At 35.8% G+C, this 17549-nt stretch carries 16 protein-coding genes; 13 read left to right on the forward strand and 3 right to left on the reverse strand.

Annotated features, from left to right (window positions below):
• Position 1 precedes the first annotated feature (1 nt).
• From SFA27_RS00140 to SFA27_RS00165, 6 genes are all read left to right on the forward strand, one after another.
• Positions 2-688, forward strand: a complete 687-nt coding sequence (locus tag SFA27_RS00140; RefSeq protein ID WP_407295310.1) for an SIR2 family NAD-dependent protein deacylase — start codon at positions 2-4, stop codon at positions 686-688.
• Positions 688-1653 carry an ADP-ribosylglycohydrolase family protein gene (locus SFA27_RS00145; RefSeq protein WP_407295313.1) on the forward strand — a complete coding sequence of 322 codons (966 nt, stop codon included), beginning with the start codon at positions 688-690 and terminating at the stop codon, positions 1651-1653. Before SFA27_RS00140 ends, SFA27_RS00145 begins: the two co-directional genes overlap by 1 nt.
• A 10-nt stretch (positions 1654-1663) precedes the next feature.
• A complete protein-coding gene (locus SFA27_RS00150) occupies positions 1664-2206 on the forward strand; it encodes an RNA 2'-phosphotransferase (protein WP_407295315.1) in 543 nt (180 codons plus the stop codon).
• A 1-nt stretch (position 2207) separates the two neighbouring features.
• Complete coding sequence (locus tag SFA27_RS00155) at positions 2208-2936, forward strand: metallophosphoesterase (protein ID WP_407295318.1); 729 nt, start codon at positions 2208-2210, stop codon at positions 2934-2936.
• 185 nt (positions 2937-3121) lie between these two features.
• Positions 3122-4846 (forward strand): hypothetical protein, encoded by a 1725-nt coding sequence (locus SFA27_RS00160; protein WP_407295320.1) that lies wholly within the window; start codon positions 3122-3124, stop codon positions 4844-4846.
• Between the two features lie 99 nt (positions 4847-4945).
• Positions 4946-5734 (forward strand): choice-of-anchor J domain-containing protein, encoded by a 789-nt coding sequence (locus tag SFA27_RS00165; RefSeq protein WP_407295323.1) that lies wholly within the window; start codon positions 4946-4948, stop codon positions 5732-5734.
• A gap of 48 nt (positions 5735-5782) precedes the next feature.
• Here the strand turns inward: SFA27_RS00165 and SFA27_RS00170 are convergent, their stop codons facing one another.
• Complete coding sequence (locus SFA27_RS00170) at positions 5783-6664, reverse strand: cupin-like domain-containing protein (RefSeq protein WP_047377953.1); 882 nt, start codon at positions 6662-6664, stop codon at positions 5783-5785.
• Positions 6665-7229: 565 nt separating this feature from the next.
• Here SFA27_RS00170 and SFA27_RS00175 point away from each other — a divergent pair.
• Entirely contained in the window at positions 7230-9932 is a 2703-nt protein-coding gene (locus SFA27_RS00175; RefSeq protein ID WP_407295326.1) for a hypothetical protein, read from the forward strand.
• 58 nt (positions 9933-9990) lie between these two features.
• Here SFA27_RS00175 and SFA27_RS00180 read toward each other — a convergent pair whose 3' ends face one another.
• On the reverse strand, positions 9991-10488 hold the full coding sequence (locus tag SFA27_RS00180) for a DinB family protein (RefSeq protein ID WP_047377955.1): 498 nt from the start codon (positions 10486-10488) through the stop codon (positions 9991-9993).
• A gap of 182 nt (positions 10489-10670) precedes the next feature.
• Here SFA27_RS00180 and SFA27_RS00185 point away from each other — a divergent pair, with 182 nt between their 5' ends.
• The 6 genes from SFA27_RS00185 to SFA27_RS00210 all read left to right on the forward strand — a co-directional run bounded on the left by SFA27_RS00185 (position 10671) and on the right by SFA27_RS00210 (position 17303).
• Positions 10671-11570 (forward strand): GLPGLI family protein, encoded by a 900-nt coding sequence (locus tag SFA27_RS00185; RefSeq protein ID WP_047377956.1) that lies wholly within the window; start codon positions 10671-10673, stop codon positions 11568-11570.
• Between the two features lie 133 nt (positions 11571-11703).
• A complete protein-coding gene (locus SFA27_RS00190) occupies positions 11704-11958 on the forward strand; it encodes a FeoA family protein (protein ID WP_047377957.1) in 255 nt (84 codons plus the stop codon).
• Positions 11958-13991 (forward strand): ferrous iron transport protein B, encoded by a 2034-nt coding sequence (gene feoB, locus SFA27_RS00195; RefSeq protein ID WP_047377958.1) that lies wholly within the window; start codon positions 11958-11960, stop codon positions 13989-13991. The genes SFA27_RS00190 and feoB overlap by 1 nt, the downstream gene beginning before the upstream one ends.
• Positions 13992-14208: 217 nt before the next feature.
• Positions 14209-15225, forward strand: a complete 1017-nt coding sequence (locus SFA27_RS00200) for a DUF4421 family protein (protein WP_407295331.1) — start codon at positions 14209-14211, stop codon at positions 15223-15225.
• Positions 15226-15293: 68 nt separating this feature from the next.
• On the forward strand, positions 15294-16676 hold the full coding sequence (glmM, locus tag SFA27_RS00205; RefSeq protein ID WP_407295334.1) for a phosphoglucosamine mutase: 1383 nt from the start codon (positions 15294-15296) through the stop codon (positions 16674-16676).
• A 21-nt stretch (positions 16677-16697) separates the two neighbouring features.
• Positions 16698-17303, forward strand: a complete 606-nt coding sequence (locus SFA27_RS00210; protein ID WP_407295336.1) for a Crp/Fnr family transcriptional regulator — start codon at positions 16698-16700, stop codon at positions 17301-17303.
• 59 nt (positions 17304-17362) lie between these two features.
• On the opposite strand, the gene SFA27_RS00215 is transcribed toward SFA27_RS00210, so the two are convergent.
• Positions 17363-17530 carry a hypothetical protein gene (locus SFA27_RS00215; protein WP_407295339.1) on the reverse strand — a complete coding sequence of 56 codons (168 nt, stop codon included), beginning with the start codon at positions 17528-17530 and terminating at the stop codon, positions 17363-17365.
• Positions 17531-17549 lie beyond the last annotated feature (19 nt).

The following is a 17549-nucleotide window of genomic DNA, read 5'->3' on the forward strand; positions in this document are numbered from 1 at the left end:
AATGAAAAAGCTAACCATATTAAGCGGCGCAGGAATCAGTGCCGAAAGCGGAATAAAAACCTTCAGAGACGGAGACGGTCTCTGGGAAAATCATAATGTAACGGATGTGGCAAGTCCGGAAGGATGGAGAAAAGAAAGAGCTTTGGTCCTGGAATTTTACAACCAGAGAAGGCGCCAGCTGCATGAAGTACAGCCCAACGAAGCTCACCAATTACTGGCAGAGCTGGAAAAACATTTTGAAGTTCAGATTATTACCCAGAATATTGATGATCTTCATGAAAGAGCAGGATCTACCAATATCCTTCATATTCATGGAGAATTATTTAAATCATGCTCATGCAGCAATAAGAAACTGATTTATGACCAAAAAAAGGATATCAATATCGGTGATAAAGCAGAAGATGGTGCACAATTAAGACCTTTTATCGTTTGGTTTGGAGAAGATGTCCCTTTATATCAGAATGCGCGGGAAATTGTCAGAGAATCAGATATTTTACTGGTAATCGGAACTTCTTTGCAGGTATATCCGGCTGCAGGGCTGATTCATGATATTAAAGACGACTGTCTTTTAATTGTTATCAATCCTAATGAAACAGGATTTGGATATGGACAAAGAGCTGTAGTGATGAAAGAAACCGCAACCCGAGGAATGAAGCTGTTGTTTGATAAACTGGTAAACCTTGCCTGATGGAAAATAAAGTAAAAGCAGGAATCATGGGCGTCTGTATCGGAGACGCTCTTGGTGTTCCTGTAGAATTTAGAAGTAGAGAACAGCTTAAGCGTTCACCAGTCACTAAAATGCGTGCTTTAGGAACCCATTACCAGCCTGCAGGAACATGGAGTGATGATGGTTCTTTGACATTGTGTCTTGCAGATAGTTTATGTAAAGGATATGACCTTGCAGATATGGCATTGAAATTTTTACAATGGTACAATGCGGAAATATGGACTCCTCATGGAAAGGTTTTTGACATAGGTATTGCAACATCACAAGCAATTTATAAAGTTGGAAAAGGTATTTCTCCTACTTTATGCGGAGGAAATTCGGAGTTCGATAATGGAAACGGATCTTTAATGCGGATCATTCCGATATTATTTTATATCAAGGATTTTCCTATTGAGAAACGCTTTGATATTATAAAAGACGTTTCGTCTATTACACACAGACATATCCGTTCTATTTTAGCCTGTTTTATTTATTTAGAATTTGCTTTGGAAATTCTAAAAGGAAAAGATAAATGGGAAGCATATAGGGCAATGCAGAAAACAGTTTGTGAATTTTTGGATTGTAATCCTATTTGTTCACAAAATGAAATGGATAAATTTCATCGGATTTTAGGGCTAAAAGTTGGGGAATATGATTTAGCTCCTTTGCATACGTTGCAGGAGGAGGAAATAAGTTCTGGAGGTTATGTTCTTCATAGCCTCGAAGCTTCCCTTTGGTGTTTTCTAAACTCAGAAAGCTATTCTGAAGCAGTTTTGAAAGCCGTCAACCTCGGAGAAGATACAGATACAACAGGAGCCATCACCGGAGGTATTGCCGGAATTTATTATGGATTTGAAAATATTCCTGAGGAATGGTTTGCTGAGCTGGTGAAAAAGGATGATATTGAAGCATTGTGTGAGAAATTACACCATAAATTAATGAATTAAAACACACATCATGAATGAAATAGAAAAGAAAAAAATAAGTAAATTTTTAAGCCTGATCTTACGACATCAACCAGAAAGCATTAGACTTTCGTTGGATGAAAACGGTTGGGCAGATATAGAAGAGTTGAGAGCAAAATCAGCAAAGAAAAGAATATATTTTACTCCTGAAGAACTGGATGAGGTAGTAGAAACCAATAATAAAAAACGCTTTGCTTTTAATGAAGATAAAACCATGATCAGAGCCAGCCAGGGACATTCTATTGATATAGATCTTGCTCTGGAGACATTACAGCCTCCTGAATTTCTTTATCACGGTACAGCAAAAAATAATATTTCTTCAATTTTAGAAAAAGGAATTGAAAAAAGAACCCGCCAACATGTACACTTAAGTGCTGATAAAGAGACGGCTACAAAGGTTGGAATGAGACACGGCAAACCAGTGATTCTTACCATCAGAACCGGAACAATGCATAAAGATGGACTATCTTTTTATCAGTCTGCAAACGGAGTCTGGCTGACGGATTTTGTAGATGCAAAATATATTTCAAAGTAAAATGAGCAGAACATTAGTCATAGGAGACATTCACGGAGGATCTAAAGCTTTACAGCAGGTTCTTGAAAGAGCTGAAGTTACGCAAAGTGATCAACTGATTTTCCTGGGAGATTATGTAGACGGATGGAGCGGGTCCTCCCAAATTATACAGTTCTTAATCGAACTTTCCAAAAAACAGAAATGCATTTTCATCAAAGGAAATCATGATGCCTGGTGTGAAGACTGGCTGGCATTGGGGCAAAAACCTGACGTATGGCTCTTCAATGGAGGAAAAAGTACCATGGAAAGCTATGCAGATTATCTCCCGGAAGATCTGGATATTCATCTGGAATTTTTCCAAAGAATGAAAAATTATCATGTTGATGATCAGAACCGCCTGTTTATTCATGCTGGATATGCCTCCATGCACGGCCCGGAAAAGGAAGTCTATTCCAGTAATTACAGATGGGACAGAACTCTTTGGGAAACGGCTGTAGCAATGGATAAAAAACTGGAAAAGAATTCAGCGTTGTATCCCAAAAGACTGCTTTTATACAAAGAAATATTTATAGGGCATACTCCTACTCTTGATATTGGGATTTCAACACCGGCCAACAAAGCCAATATCTGGAATATGGACACCGGAGCTGCCTATACCGGATCTTTATCCATCATGGATATTGATACCAAAGAATTCTGGCAAAGTGATCCGCTTCCCTCTCTCTATCCGGATGAAAAAGGAAGAAATTAAGAGCATTAAACAGATAAACTGGCTTCTGGTCATATTATTAATCAAACCTCACGGGTTTTCAAAACCCGTGAGGTTTCTGTTTAAAAAATAATTTTACCTTTCATCTTTTCACAATTTTTGGCTGCCCACATATCCTTATTTCTCACAAAAGATAACTACTTTTAAAGTCTGAAAATATGACTTCCATGAAACTGAAATATCTTTTATTCACCCTGAGTTCTACCTTATTTTTTGCTCAAAAATCATTTCAGACCCCTTTTGAAAAAAGAAATGGCAACCAGACCGTTACCTATGATGAAATGAATAGCTATTACCAGGATCTGGCTAAAAATTTTAATACTATTCAATACCTTAAAAAAGGAGAAGATGATAACGGAAAACCCATTTATGTGGTGGTCTATAATCCTTTTGCTGAAAAAGACCTTGAAAAATTAAGAAAAGATAAAGCCGTTCTCTTCGTCAACAACGGTATTCATCCGGGAGAACCGGACGGAATAGACGCAACCATGATGCTGATGAGAGATCTTGCCACCCAAAAGATTAAAACTCCACAGAACTTTATCATTGCCGCTATTTCCGCCTATAATGTCAGTGGAATGCTGAACAGAGGCTCCTATTCCAGAGCCAATCAGAATGGTCCGGAACAATATGGTTTCAGAGGAAATGCAAGAAATTATGACCTGAACAGAGACTTTATTAAGGCAGATTCCAAAAACGCCAGAAGTTTTCAGGAGATTTACCAATGGTTAAAACCAGATGTTTTTATTGATAATCATGTCAGCAATGGAGCTGATTATCAATATACATTTACTTATATTTCTACCTTTAAAGAACGTCTTGGAAATACTTTGGGAACTTATTTCTATAATGATTATCAGGTTAAAAACCTTGAGGATATGAAGAAACTCGGCTATGAAAGTACACCTTATGTGAACATTCATGGAGATGTTCCCGAAGTAGGATTTGCTTCATTTGAAGATTCTCCGAGATATTCCACAGGATATGCTTCCCTCTTCAATTCTTTAGGAACCGTTCCTGAAACCCATATGCTGAAACCTTATGATAAAAGAGTAGATGCTACTTACAAATATATGCTGGTCAACCTTCAGAATTTAGACAAAGATTATCACACCATAAAACAACTTCGTTTTGAAAATTTAAAACAATATCAGGCTGGAAAACAATATGGTATCCGTTGGAAAATAGACTCTACGAAGTTCTCTACTATGAATTTTAAAGGCTATGAAGGAAAATACAAACCCAGTGAAGTTTCCGGAAAGCCAAGGCTGTATTATGACAGAAACAAACCTTTTACAAAAAATATCAAGCTCTTTACTACCGCTGTCCCAACAGGGTATATTACTATTCCCAAATATTATGTGATTCCCCGGTCACAATACCGCGTAATTGAAGAATTCAGAAGAAATAATATTCAGATGAGACCGATTCAGAAAGACAGTACTTTAGCGGTTGAATCTTATAAAATCAAAGACTTCAAAACCGTTAAAAATCCCTATGAAGGTCATTATCTGCATTTTGAAACTACCGTAGACACCTCTCGTAAGAATATAACTTTTTCCGCTGGAGACTATTTGGTTTCTACCAATCAGCCTGGTGTAAAATATGTCATAGAAACACTTGAGCCTGAGGCATTAGACTCGTTTTTTAACTGGAATTTCTTCGATGGAATTTTAGCCCAGAAAGAATACTATTCCGCCTATATTTTTGAAGATACGGCTGCTGAACTGCTAAAAAAAGATAAAAAATTGAAAGAAGCCTTTGAAGCAGCGAAAGCATCCGATAAAAAATTATCTGAAGACGTAGAATCACAATTGGATTGGATTTACAGACATTCCCCTTATTTTGAAGAAAAGACTTTCAGACAATATCCTGTTTATAGGGTGTTGTAGAGTTCTTTCATAAAAAGTCTGATTATTTTTGTTTTTTTTGTAACGATTTGTTAATCAATGTCTTTGTTTTTTATTAAATTAGTATCAAAAATAAACACTATGAAACAAATTTATCAATTCGTAACGTTGCTGTGCTTTATACCAATAGGTCTGTTAGCACAATATTCTCAAAGTTTTGATTCGGCAACAATGCCTGCCGATTGGACGGTAATTAATGGAGGAGATCCCGGAACCTGGGAAACCTGGGATTCCTATGATTCTTCATTCAATGCACCTCATTCAGGAACCCACTTTCTGGGATTGGAATATGGCAGTACTGCCCATGATGATTATGTTATCAGCCCTGCTATAGTGGTCACTGCGGGAGTATCAGATAAGCTTACTTTCTGGGCAAGAAACAGAGGAGCCGGGCTTGCTGAGACAGTGGATGTAAAAGTCTCAACAACAACTCCCACCGTCGCAGGCCTTACCAATACGCTTGTCGCTGCTTTAAAACCTCCTACTTCATGGAATCAGTATACGTACGACCTGACTCCTTATGTAGGACAAACAATTTATATTGCTTTCTATTCCACCACAGAAGATGTCTGGTTTATCGGGATAGATGATTTCCAGATTTCAGCAAACAGTCTGTCGGTTTCTGATGCAAAAGCAGATAATAGCCGTGCATCCATCTATCCAAATCCGGCAAAAGATATTGTACATATTAAAAATAAAACTAATATATCTGAAGTCAATATTTATGACTTTAACGGAAAACTGGTGAAAAAAGAAATGATGAACTCAGAAAGTGGAACTGTAAATGTAAGTGAACTGGCAGCAGGAAACTATATAGTGAAGGTTAAAGATAAAGAGACAGAAAAAGGCTATAAAATGATTAAGAAATAGCATTTTATAATAGAATTAAAAAGACGTTTCATTTGAAACGTCTTTTTTTTATCTCGGTAATCCCCTTTTTAAAGCGATTTCTGCCCTTTCAATAGCAAGCTTTTCTTTCCAGTCCATGTATTTGCTTTTAAACTGAGACTTCATAACATCGTCAAATTTACGCTGTACGGTAAGATTCCATAGGGAATGTGCTTTTACTGCCCATGATTTGTCCCATGCTCTTAAAGAAATAGAGAAACTTCCATCCAGATATTTCATCCAGTGCCACCATCCTGTAGGCATGAATAACGTGTCTCCATGTTCCAGGAAACATTCAATTCCTTCTACGCCATCCAGTGCCGGAAATTTTGTAAGGTCTGGGTTTTCAATATCATAGTCTTCCAGTGCATAGGTTGCATAGGGTATTTGATAAAGTCTTTCTCTCCATTTATAATCGAAAAGAAGAATATGTTTTCTTCCGTTGAAGTGAGTATGGAAAATATGCGCCATATCAATATCAAAATGAAGGAATGTTTCAGATCCTTTTCCACCGAAGAACATATTAGGATATTTATCAAGAAACCCTCCCATCAGTTCTTTGGGAGAAATATAATCTTCCAAAAGATTTGGGGCGTATTTTATAGGATCAAAAAGGAATATTCTGAGATCGGTTGGTTCCCGCTGAATGAGATCTATATAATCCCCAAATTTCATTTTTGCAGCAGAAGAATTGATGGGAGCAGAAGGATCTGCTTTTGAGCTGTCATATAAAGGAACCTCTACATCTCCTACAACCTCCTTCATGTATTCCATCGTCCATTTTTGGTAAGCAGGCCACTTTTTTGCCATATTTTTGATGACAACGGGCCTTCTTGGCTTCAGATATTTTTCGTAGAATTCCTCTTTGGAAATGTCATCTACAATATCTATAGGCTTTAAAATAATTCCCATTTTAGTAAATTTATATGACAAAATTATTAAATAAATGTTAACGATCCTCGTCTTTAATTTTTTTTTAATCTATGATTCAAATCAGATTTTACTATTTGGAATAGTTAAAAATATTATTTTTTTTGTTAATTGATTAAATTTCTGTTTTTGTTGTAAAAAAAGAATAAAAATGACTTTATGCTATATCAATGATCTAAAATCAGTCAAAGATTGAATGAAAATTTTTATCATTGATTAATATGAAATAATTATTTTATGGATTATTTTTTTTAATAAATCATAAAATTATAAATTTTATAGCAGACAATATGAGGAAAATAAAAATAGGGGTTTGATATAATTTATCTATAATGTTTTTGTTAAAACACAAAAAAATCAAAAATTGTTTTGTTAATTATAGTTAATAATTTAAAAGAAATAACAATTTGTTTTTTACGGCTTGTAAAAAACAAAATTATAACTATGTTTGTAGTGATAAAAGATTTAACTTTTACTTATAAAAGCCATCTTTATAAGAAGTGTAACAAAAAACTACAATGATTAACTAATTGAGCAAATAATAGGTATGAAAAAAAATATTTCTTTATTTCTGATGCTTTTCTTTACTGTGCTTACTTTTGCGCAGAAGACCGTTTCAGGAAAGATTACTGATGATGACGGGGTGGCCATACCAAGCGCCAGTGTTACCATAGAAGAACCAGGAAAAGACGCTATTCTGGCATATGGAATTACTAATTCTAAAGGAGAATATAAAGTAACTTTTACTTCTGCGGAACCCAATGTGGATCTTAAAGTGAAAGCATTCAATCAAAAACCCCTTACAAAGCAAATCAGTAACTCTGATCAAACCCTGAGTTTCAAAATGCAGTCTGAAGCTACAGAAATTAAGGAAGTACAGTTGAAAACAAAAATGATTACCGCAAGAGGTGACACTATTTCTTACGATCTTAAAGCTTTCAACAGTAAAAATGACAGAACTCTGGCAGATGTAATGAAAAAGATCCCAGGAATTGAAGTCAATAACGACGGAACAATCCTTTATCAGGGAAATGCCATTAATAAATTCTATGTAAACGGAAAAGACCTTATGGAAGGCGGTTATGGTACCATCAACAATTCACTTCCGAAAGATGCAGTACAAAAAGTAGAAGTTCTTGAAAATCATCAGCCGGTAAAAATACTTCAGGACAAAGTGCCGTCAGACCAGGCAGCCATTAATATCAAACTGAAAAATTCCGTTACTATGACCGGTAGAGGAGAAGTAGGAACAGGCTTTGGAGATCCATGGCTTTGGAATGTAAAACTGACTCCCATGTTTTTCGGACAGAAAAGCCAATGGGTAGTCAATTATAAAACCAATAATATGGGTGAGCAGGTGGAAAATGAGGGGAATATTCTTGCTTTTGGTAACAGGTTTGAAGGGAAGAGAATCAATGCTTCTCAAAATGACTGGCTGAATGTAGAAAATGCAAGTACACCTAACCTTCCGGTCAAAAGATATTTGATGAATAATGTTCATTATTTATCTGCCAATTATCTTACCAACATTGATAAGAAAAAGGAATGGGAGCTTAAAGCTAATGCAAACTATACCAATAATGCTGTAAACAGAGAATCTTATAGTCAAACGGATTATTTTGGGGGGACTTCTAATATTGTAAAAATTCTGAACAATTTTTATACAGATAAAGCAAAAGGAGAATTAATATTCACAAAGAACGCTAAAAAAGGGTTCTTTAAAAATACCACAAGTTTCTCTCAATATTGGAATGCAGATAGAGGAATTGTAGACAGAACAGACGTAAAAACAGGTATACAAAGAAGTGCTAACGAAGGAGTTGAATCTCCTACAACATCATTCCAGAACTCATTGAGTACTATTATTCCTTGGAAGGAAAAAATGGTAAATCTATTATCTTATGTAAGCTATCAAACAGATAGACAGACTTTGGAAGTTTCTCCATCATCTTATTTGGATATCCCTGGATTTAAGCCGGTGCCTAATACAGAATTTGCTACACAAAGTTTAAGACTTAAGACTTTTGAAGCTAATCATTCTGCTAATATTGGTTTTTCTGCCAAAGGATGGACATTTACTCCTGAAGTTGGATTTAATTTCAAAAGTACAGGTATGATGTCAGATTTGTCAAATATAAAAACGATTCCATCCACCAATCCTAATATTCCCGATCCCACGGCAGAGGCTTATAGTAATGATTTAAATTACACCACAGCCACACCATACGGAAGTTTGGGGATAAATTATAAAAGTGAATCATGGATGATATATGCCAATCTTCCAGTGAATTCAAACAATATTAAAGCTGAAGATCCATTAAGACTTGTTTCAAAATCGGTAAATAAAATAACGTTTGAGCCTAATATTTTTGCACAATATTCATTTGCTTCATTCTGGAAAGCATCCGTAAATGCTAATATTAATAATAATTTTGGAGAAATAAATACGGCATATTCAGGGTTCTTAATGACATCACCTGGAGGAATTAGTGCAATGGATGTTAACAACCCAATTCCACAGAATAACAATAAATCTGCAGGAACAAGAATAGAATATAGAAACCCATTGAATAATTTATTCTTCAATGTTAATTACAGATATTCTGATGCAAAGAGAAACCTAATTTCAAACCCGGAGATCAATGGGGCAGGATATACCATAATGAAATATAAAGAGCAGGACAACCATGTATTAAATAATGGATATAGTGTAGAAGTTGGAAAATATTTTCCAAAGTTTAAAACGAATGCATCTCTTAGCTACAGCAACAATACAACAGAATCTGATGCCTTTTTGAATGATAAATCCTATACCAATAAAAACAATGGGCAGTCATTTGGGATTAAATTCAATAATACCTATTTCAGTTGGATGAGCGTTGATTATAATGCAAGCCTTACCAGAACAAAACAAACAAGTGTTGGAGAATTAAACTCTAATGCAACCAGAACAGGGTTTACTCATAATTTAGGTGTTTTCTTCTATCCTATGGAAAGTCATACTGTTGGCTTCAATTGGGATCAGGTAAATACGAATGCAGCAGGTCAAAAATATCATAATGGATTCTATGACGTATCATATCAGTTTACTTGGACCAAAAAGAAAATTGATTTTGAATTGAAATGGATGAATATCGCAAACAAAAAAGTATTTGAAACCTATGATATTAATACTACAAATATTGAGTATAAAAGATATCAGCTCCGCCCTAGCCAAGTTATGTTAACAGTAAAATTCAACTTTAAATAAAATAAAAACCAATCCATCCGGATTGGTTTTTTTGTTGAGATATATTGATGTATTAAAATTAAAAACTTTGCTGGTCTGCCGAAGGCCCATAGCTTCCAGGCAAAGGAATGTTGTTCAGTCTGTAATATACTCCCAGTTGGGCTCTGTGGTGCGTAATCTGGTTTAAAGCATGTCGGATGGCTCCGTATTTGCTCCAGCTTGCCAGTTCATGACCATCATTTTTAATGGTCCAGCTTGGGTTCAGGTCGTCTTCTGTACTGTTTTCAAGAGCCTTTTTACCAGCTTGATAATCTTCTTCAAGCTTTTTCATAAGATCTTCTTTTGTAGAAAGGATGGTTGGTTTGTAGTCTCCTTTGCCAAAATCCAGTTCGGAAGTATTTAAAATAGTATTTGGCCATTCAAAAACTTCTACAAGATGAGTAGCAAGAGGCATCATTTTCATGCTTTTTTCATGAGGTGCGAAGTCATTTTTTCCTTCGGGAAACAATTCAATAAACTTTTTTGTGGTTTGGAATTCTCCTTCCAGTTCGGATTTTAATTGAGATAAGGTATCCATAATATTTTGTTTTTTAGAAACTTAAAGGTAAGTGTTTTAAAAATGAAACTGTTTTAAGAGAATCATAATTTTTTAATCACCGTGTAATCCGGAGGAGATCAATCTTTTCCTAAAAAATAAAATTTCAAAAAAGTGTAACAAAAGAAGACATGTGATTACTAATTATATAAAACTTGAATATAATGAAAAAGTTATTCTCCATATTTCTTATCACTCTTTTTGCATTTGCAGGAGCTCAGGAATCAAAGGAAACTGCTAACCGTTTCTTTTATGAACTGACTTTTAAGCCAAAGAAAGATTCGGCGAAGCTTGAGAAAGTAATTATGGCTCTTGATATAGTTAAAGACAGATCTATTTATAGAGACTTTACAGCTATTGGACAAGATTCTATTCTGAAAGTTCAATTTGAAGCAATGCAAAAGGCAGGAGTTTATAAAGATCTATCTAAATCTTTCAAAATGCCAAAGTTTTCTGCAAAAATAGTGAAGACTTATCCAGATATGAAAATCCAATATATTGAGAGAATTGCAAGCGGATTTTCTCCTATGAGTATTGGATATAATGAAACATTAAAATTAGACTGGAAAATTTCTAACGAAAAAGCAAAAATTGGAACTTATAATGCTCAGAAAGCTACAACTGAATTTGCCGGGAATAAATGGACGGCTTGGTTCAGCTCAGATCTTCCTTTTCAGGATGGACCATATAAATTTTCAGGACTTCCGGGCTTGATCGTAAAGATTGAAGACGAAGGCAAAAATTATTCTTGGGTTCTTCAGGGAAATAAAAAAGTTTCAAACTGGGAAGAATTGACATACATGGAAAAGCTTTCTAATATTGGTTTAAAAGTCACTGAAATGCCAAGAGAAAAGTTTGAAAAAACGTTCAATGATTTCAAAAAAGATCCTTTTGCTTCTGTAAGACCTATGATGACCCAAGAAATGATGTCTAAATCAATTCCTGGAATGGATGGAACAATAGGTGATATGATGAAGAAGCAAGAAAAGATGTATAAAGATTTCTTCAATGCCAATGACAATCCAATAGAAAAAGAACAAGCTTCAGACAAGAAGAAAAAATAAGCATTCATATCAACTAAATTATATTTTGAATCAACCCAGATACAGCAATGTGTTTGGGTTGATTTCTTTTATGTCCAAACGTTATTTAGATTAAATTTAAATAGCGTATATTTGCAGGACTAAAAATTAGGCTTTGAAAGAGAAAGGATTACATAAATTAAGTGGATTCCCTAAAAACAAAATGGGGAAGATATTGGGGTATGATAATGACCATCTGAAAATGCCCAATAAAATTATTGAAATGGGACTTCTTCCGGAAACCACTTTCAGAATTTTGTATCAGGCTCCGTTCAGCGGGCCTATGTATGTGGAGTTTGGAGCAGAAAAAAGCCGGATTGCTCTTCGCGAGGAAGAAGGAGATTACATCATTGTTGAAGAATTGAATTAATGCAGGAAAACAAGAAAAAACAGATACTTTTAGTCGGAAATCCTAATGTAGGAAAGTCAACGGTTTTCAATACGCTTTGCAACAAAAAGCAGAAGACCGGGAACTATGCCGGCGTTACCGTTGCAAGTCATTCGGGGAACTATACTTATAAAAATGAAGAAGTGGAGGTGATAGACCTTCCAGGTTCTTACAGTGTATACCCGAGTTCAGAAGATGAAGCTATTTTTTCCAAATACCTTATCGATGAGCAGAAAAACTACGCAGGAGTTGTTTATATTCTTGAAGCATTAAGTTTAAAAAGAGGACTGCTTCTGTTTCAGCAGATTCAGGATCTTGGTATTCCAATGATTCTGATTGTCAATCAGATTGATCAGGCAGAAAGAAGAGGAATCACCATCGATATTCAAAAATTTTCCGAAGCATTGGGGATTAAAATTATCCAGACCAATGCCAAGGAGCAGATCGGGATTGAGGAAGTAAGAGAAGCTGTTTACAATAATGAATTTGTAAAAACAGATCATGTTTCTTTTGAAACACCGAACGAACATAGAGATTTTATTCAGAAACTTGCAGCACATAAAGGTTTCGATAATGAATATAAAGCCTGGATGAGCCTTTCATTGGGAACAGACCTTGGCAGAATAAGCTCAGTAATGGAACAGCTAAACGAATCCGATTCTAAAAGCTTAGTACCGAAAAGATTACAGGTTCAGGAAACTGTAAGACGATATCAGAATGTAGACCGAATACTGGAAGATGTCATTTCTAAAAAAGTCCAATTCAAAGAATTATTAACTGAAAAACTGGATAAAGTTTTAGTACATAAATTCTGGGGCTATGTAGTCTTTTTAGCGATCTTACTGGTTATTTTCCAAAGTGTTTTCTTCCTTGCAGAATTTCCTATGAGCTGGATCGAAGAATCCTTCTCCTGGCTGGCAGCGTTTACAAGTGAACACCTTCCTGAAGGACCAATTAATTCACTGATTTCAAACGGAATTGTTCCCGGAATCGGAGGAATTGTCGTTTTTGCACCACAGATCGGAATTCTGTTGTATTTCCTTTATCTGCTGGAAGATTCAGGATATATGGCCAGAGTTGTATTTCTGATGGACAGATTACTTCGTCCGTTCGGATTGAATGGGAAAAGTATTGTCCCTCTGGTATCGGGAACTGCCTGTGCTATTCCTGCGGTAATTTCCACAAGAAACATTGAAAATGTAAAAGAAAGATTGCTGACCATATTGGTAACACCATTTATGACCTGTTCTGCGAGACTTCCAGTTTACAGTATCATTATCGGATTGATCATCTCAGAAGGAACATTTTTAGGAATCAAATATAAAGCCCTGGTTTTGATGGGAATGTATCTCCTGGGCTTCTTAGTCGCTTTATTCTCTGCAGCAATCCTTAAAAGATTTATTAAAAGTAAAGGAAAAACATATCTGGTAATGGACCTTCCGGCCTATAAAAAACCACTTTTCGGCTACGACTTTAAAATGGTTTTAGGAAAAGTATGGGACTTTATTACAGGAGCCGGAAAAATAATTTTCATTGTAAGTGTCATTATCTGGTTCTTAAGCTATTTCGGCCCAAGCCAGAAAACAGATGAATTTGTAGCAACAGATGTTCACCTTGATCATTCTTACCTTGCCAAAATGGGTAAAGGAATAGAACCAGTTATCGCTCCGTTAGGGTACGATTGGAAAATGGGGGTAGGAATTCTTACAAGTTTCGTAGCAAGAGAAGTTTTCGTAGGAACAATGTCTACACTTTACAGCCTGGAAGATGATGCTCCGGAAGTAAAAGTAATTGATAAAATGAGAAGAGATGTAAAACCGAACGGAGAAAAAGTCTTCAGTTTTGCAACCGGAATCTCGGTTCTTCTTTTCTATGCATTTGCAATGCAGTGTGTTTCTACACTTGCAGTAGTCTACAGAGAAACCAAAAGCTGGAAATGGACCGGCTTTCAGGTAGTCATGATGACAGGTTTGGCATATTTTGTGTCGATGATAGTATATCAGATTTTAAAGTAATGGAATCATCATTAATCATTCAATACGTACTTATTGCATTAGTTGTAGCATTCGCCTGCTACTCTTTATTTAAAGTACTTAAAAAGAATTTCGCACCTAAGAAGTTCAGTTCCAAAAGAACCAACTGTGATAAAGATTGCGGCTGTTCTTAATATTGGGTTCATCGGATAATTGAAAAAAATGTAGTAAATTCATTTTTCTAATGTAAATTATTAATTTGAATTTATTAAAAGCAGGATTGCTCGTCCTATTTTCTTTATTTACCGCTCAGGGGAAAGCACAATCTGACACCACAAATACCAAGTCCTATGCAGATCAGGTAATGATTCGCATGAACCTTGACACCAATATTGAGAGTTACGTTTTCTCGGAAGGAGAAGGTAAAAACACCAATGAAACAATCCTCTCAATCAACAATAAAACTAAGACATCCTTTTCAGTCGATTATAGAATTATAAGTGCGACGGTGTCCTTTTCGCCTAGATTTTTAGAAGGAAATAATGACGATGAAATGAAAGGAAAGAGCTCTTATACCGATTTGAGCTTCAGATTCTTCCCGGGAAGATTTATCCAGAATGTTTATTATAAAAATGTAAGAGGTTTTTATGTAGAAAACATGAAAGATCTGTCCCCTGAATGGCAGGAAGGAAGAGATCCATACATTCAGTTTCCGGATTTAAGGGTTCAAACCTTTGGTGGGTCTACCTCCTATATTCTCAATAAAAATTTTTCAGCAAGAAGCATCTATACACAAGGAGAATGGCAGAAGAAAAGCAGTGGAAGCTGGGTGCCATTCCTGGATTATGACCTTACCATTTTCAGAAATACAATTGACGGGGTAAAAAGCAAAGAGACTCAATATAATATCGGCGGAAATATAGGATATTTCTATAATTGGGTCATTGGAAAGAATGTCAATATTTCACCTTATCTGGCTTTAGGAATTGGAGGAAAGTTTTCCAGTTACAGGGATATTCAGAATGAAGGAGTCAAAGAAAATGCCCAGTATGCAACCATAAGAATGCAGGGTGGTCTTCATGTAGGGTACAATACTGACCGGTTTTTATTCGGAGGTAAAATGAATTTTAAGACCTATGCCTATGATCAGAAAAATAACCAGGCAGTAGAAAATAATAACCTCTATGGACTGTTATATATAGGGTATCGTTTTGCACCACCGAAAGTTGTAAAAAATACCTACGATAAAATCCAAAAAAAGATTCCTGTTTTATAAGTTGAAAGGTCTTTTAAGTATCTTTGCGTTGGAAAATTTAGAAAGAACAAAATAAAAGTAAAAACATCATGTCATTAATAAAATCTATTTCCGGGATTCGCGGAACCATTGGTGGTAAAGTAAATGATAACTTAACACCGCTGGATGTAGTAAAATTTGCATCCGCATTCGGAACCTGGCTTCAGAATAATAAAAACAAAAAAGATCTTACCCTTGTCATCGGAAGAGATGCCAGAATTTCTGGTCAGATGGTTTCTTCTTTAGTAACTGCTACATTGCAGGGATTGGGGATTAATGTGGTAGATCTTGGCCTTTCTACAACGCCAACAGTTGAAATAATGGTTCCTGAGCTGAATGCAGACGGAGGAATCATCCTTACCGCTTCCCACAACCCAAAACAGTGGAATGCTCTTAAATTATTGAACGAAAAAGGAGAATTCATCACCGGGGAAAACGGAGCTGAAGTATTAGCTTTAGCAGAAAGTGAAGACTTCAACTATGCTGAAGTAGATGATCTTGGAAAATACGAAACAAGAGACGATGCTTTTGATATCCATATTCAGCAGATCCTGGATTTACCAATGGTTGATGTAGAAGCGATCAAAGCTAAAAACTTTAAAGTAGCCCTGGATGCTGTAAACTCTACAGGAGGTATTGCCATTCCTATGCTTTTGGATAAATTAGGTTGTGAAACCATCAAATTGTACTGTGAGCCTACAGGACACTTCCCACACAATCCTGAACCATTGAAAGAACATTTGGGAGATATCTGTGAATTGATGAAGAAAGAAAAAGCAGACGTGGGGGTTGTGGTAGATCCGGATGTAGACAGATTAGCCCTGATTGACGAAAAAGGTGAAATGTTTGGTGAAGAGTACACCTTGGTAGCTGTTGCTGATTATCTGTTGAAACACAAAAAAGGAGCTGCTATTTCCAATCTTTCTTCCAGCCGTGCTTTGAGAGATGTAGCGCGTTTTCATGACTCAGAATACTTTGCCAGTGCCGTGGGAGAAGTAAACGTAGTGACTTTGATGAAAGAGAAAAATGCTGTGATCGGAGGAGAAGGAAACGGAGGAATTATCTATCCTGATTTACATTACGGAAGAGACTCTTTAGTAGGGGTTGCACTATTCTTAACGCATTTAGCTAAAGAAAATAAAACTGTTTCTGAACTAAGAGCAGGATATCCAAGCTATTTCATGGGTAAAAAGAAAATAGAACTGACTCCGGAGATTGATGTAGATGCTATTTTAAGCAAAATGGAGCAGGAATATCAGAATGAAGAAGTTTCTACAGTAGACGGTGTTAAAATAGACTTTGAAAACAACTGGGTTCACCTTAGAAAATCTAACACAGAGCCGATTATCAGAATTTATACTGAAGCTCAGTCTCAGGAAGAGGCTGATCAGTTAGGAGATAATATCATTGCTAAAATTAAGAGTTTAATCTAAAAAATACAAAAAGAACGGACAATGAGTCCGTTCTTTTTTATATCAGGCATGTTTGAGCATATCAAAAAAAGATTTCCCTTCCCTAAAGAAAAATGGAGAAAATTTCTGGGCCGTTTTGAACGTATGGAAGTTCCCGCCAAAACCTTACTTTTAAAAGAAGATGAGGTTTCCTGTAATGCCTATTATATTGAAAAAGGAATGGTGAGAGCCTGGTATAATAATGATGGAAAAGACGTAACCTTTCAGTTTTTTCTTGAAAATACAATGTTTTCTTCTCTTGAAAGTTTCAAAAAAGGCTTACCAAGCATGGTGTCATTTGAGACCATAGAGCCTTGTATTCTATACAGAATCAACAAGCCAGATGCAGAAGCTTTCCTGGAAGAAGTCTACGAAAATCCTGAACTCAGAAACCTGTTTATGGATGCTCTTTTTGAAAGGGTATTCGATTATATGAAACATTTCTTTTCCTTCATTAAAGATACGCCACAGCAGAGATACCTGAACCTGGTAAAACAAAAGCCGGAGATTATCAAAAGAGTTCCGCAGCATTACATAGCTTCGTATCTGGGCATTACGACGGTGCATCTCAGTAGAATCAAAAGCAAAATATTGAAAGAAGGACTTTAAGAAGTTGGAAGATGGAAGTCAGAAGCTAGAGGTTTAAAAAGACACACATAATTTCGGACTCATCTTAAAAGCAATGTCCGCAAATAATAATGCATAATACTTGCTGTATAGCTATTTCTGCAACTTTTAGCTTTATTTCCGGCTTTATAAACTCCCAGCCTCCATCTTCCAGCTTCCTTTCCCAAACCGATAACAAATGTTATCGTTCCACTGTGTTCATTCCTCATAATTTTGTATAAAAATTAA

The sequence above is a fragment of the Chryseobacterium sp. HR92 genome, assembly GCF_045689405.1.
Taxonomy (GTDB): domain Bacteria; phylum Bacteroidota; class Bacteroidia; order Flavobacteriales; family Weeksellaceae; genus Chryseobacterium; species Chryseobacterium viscerum_A.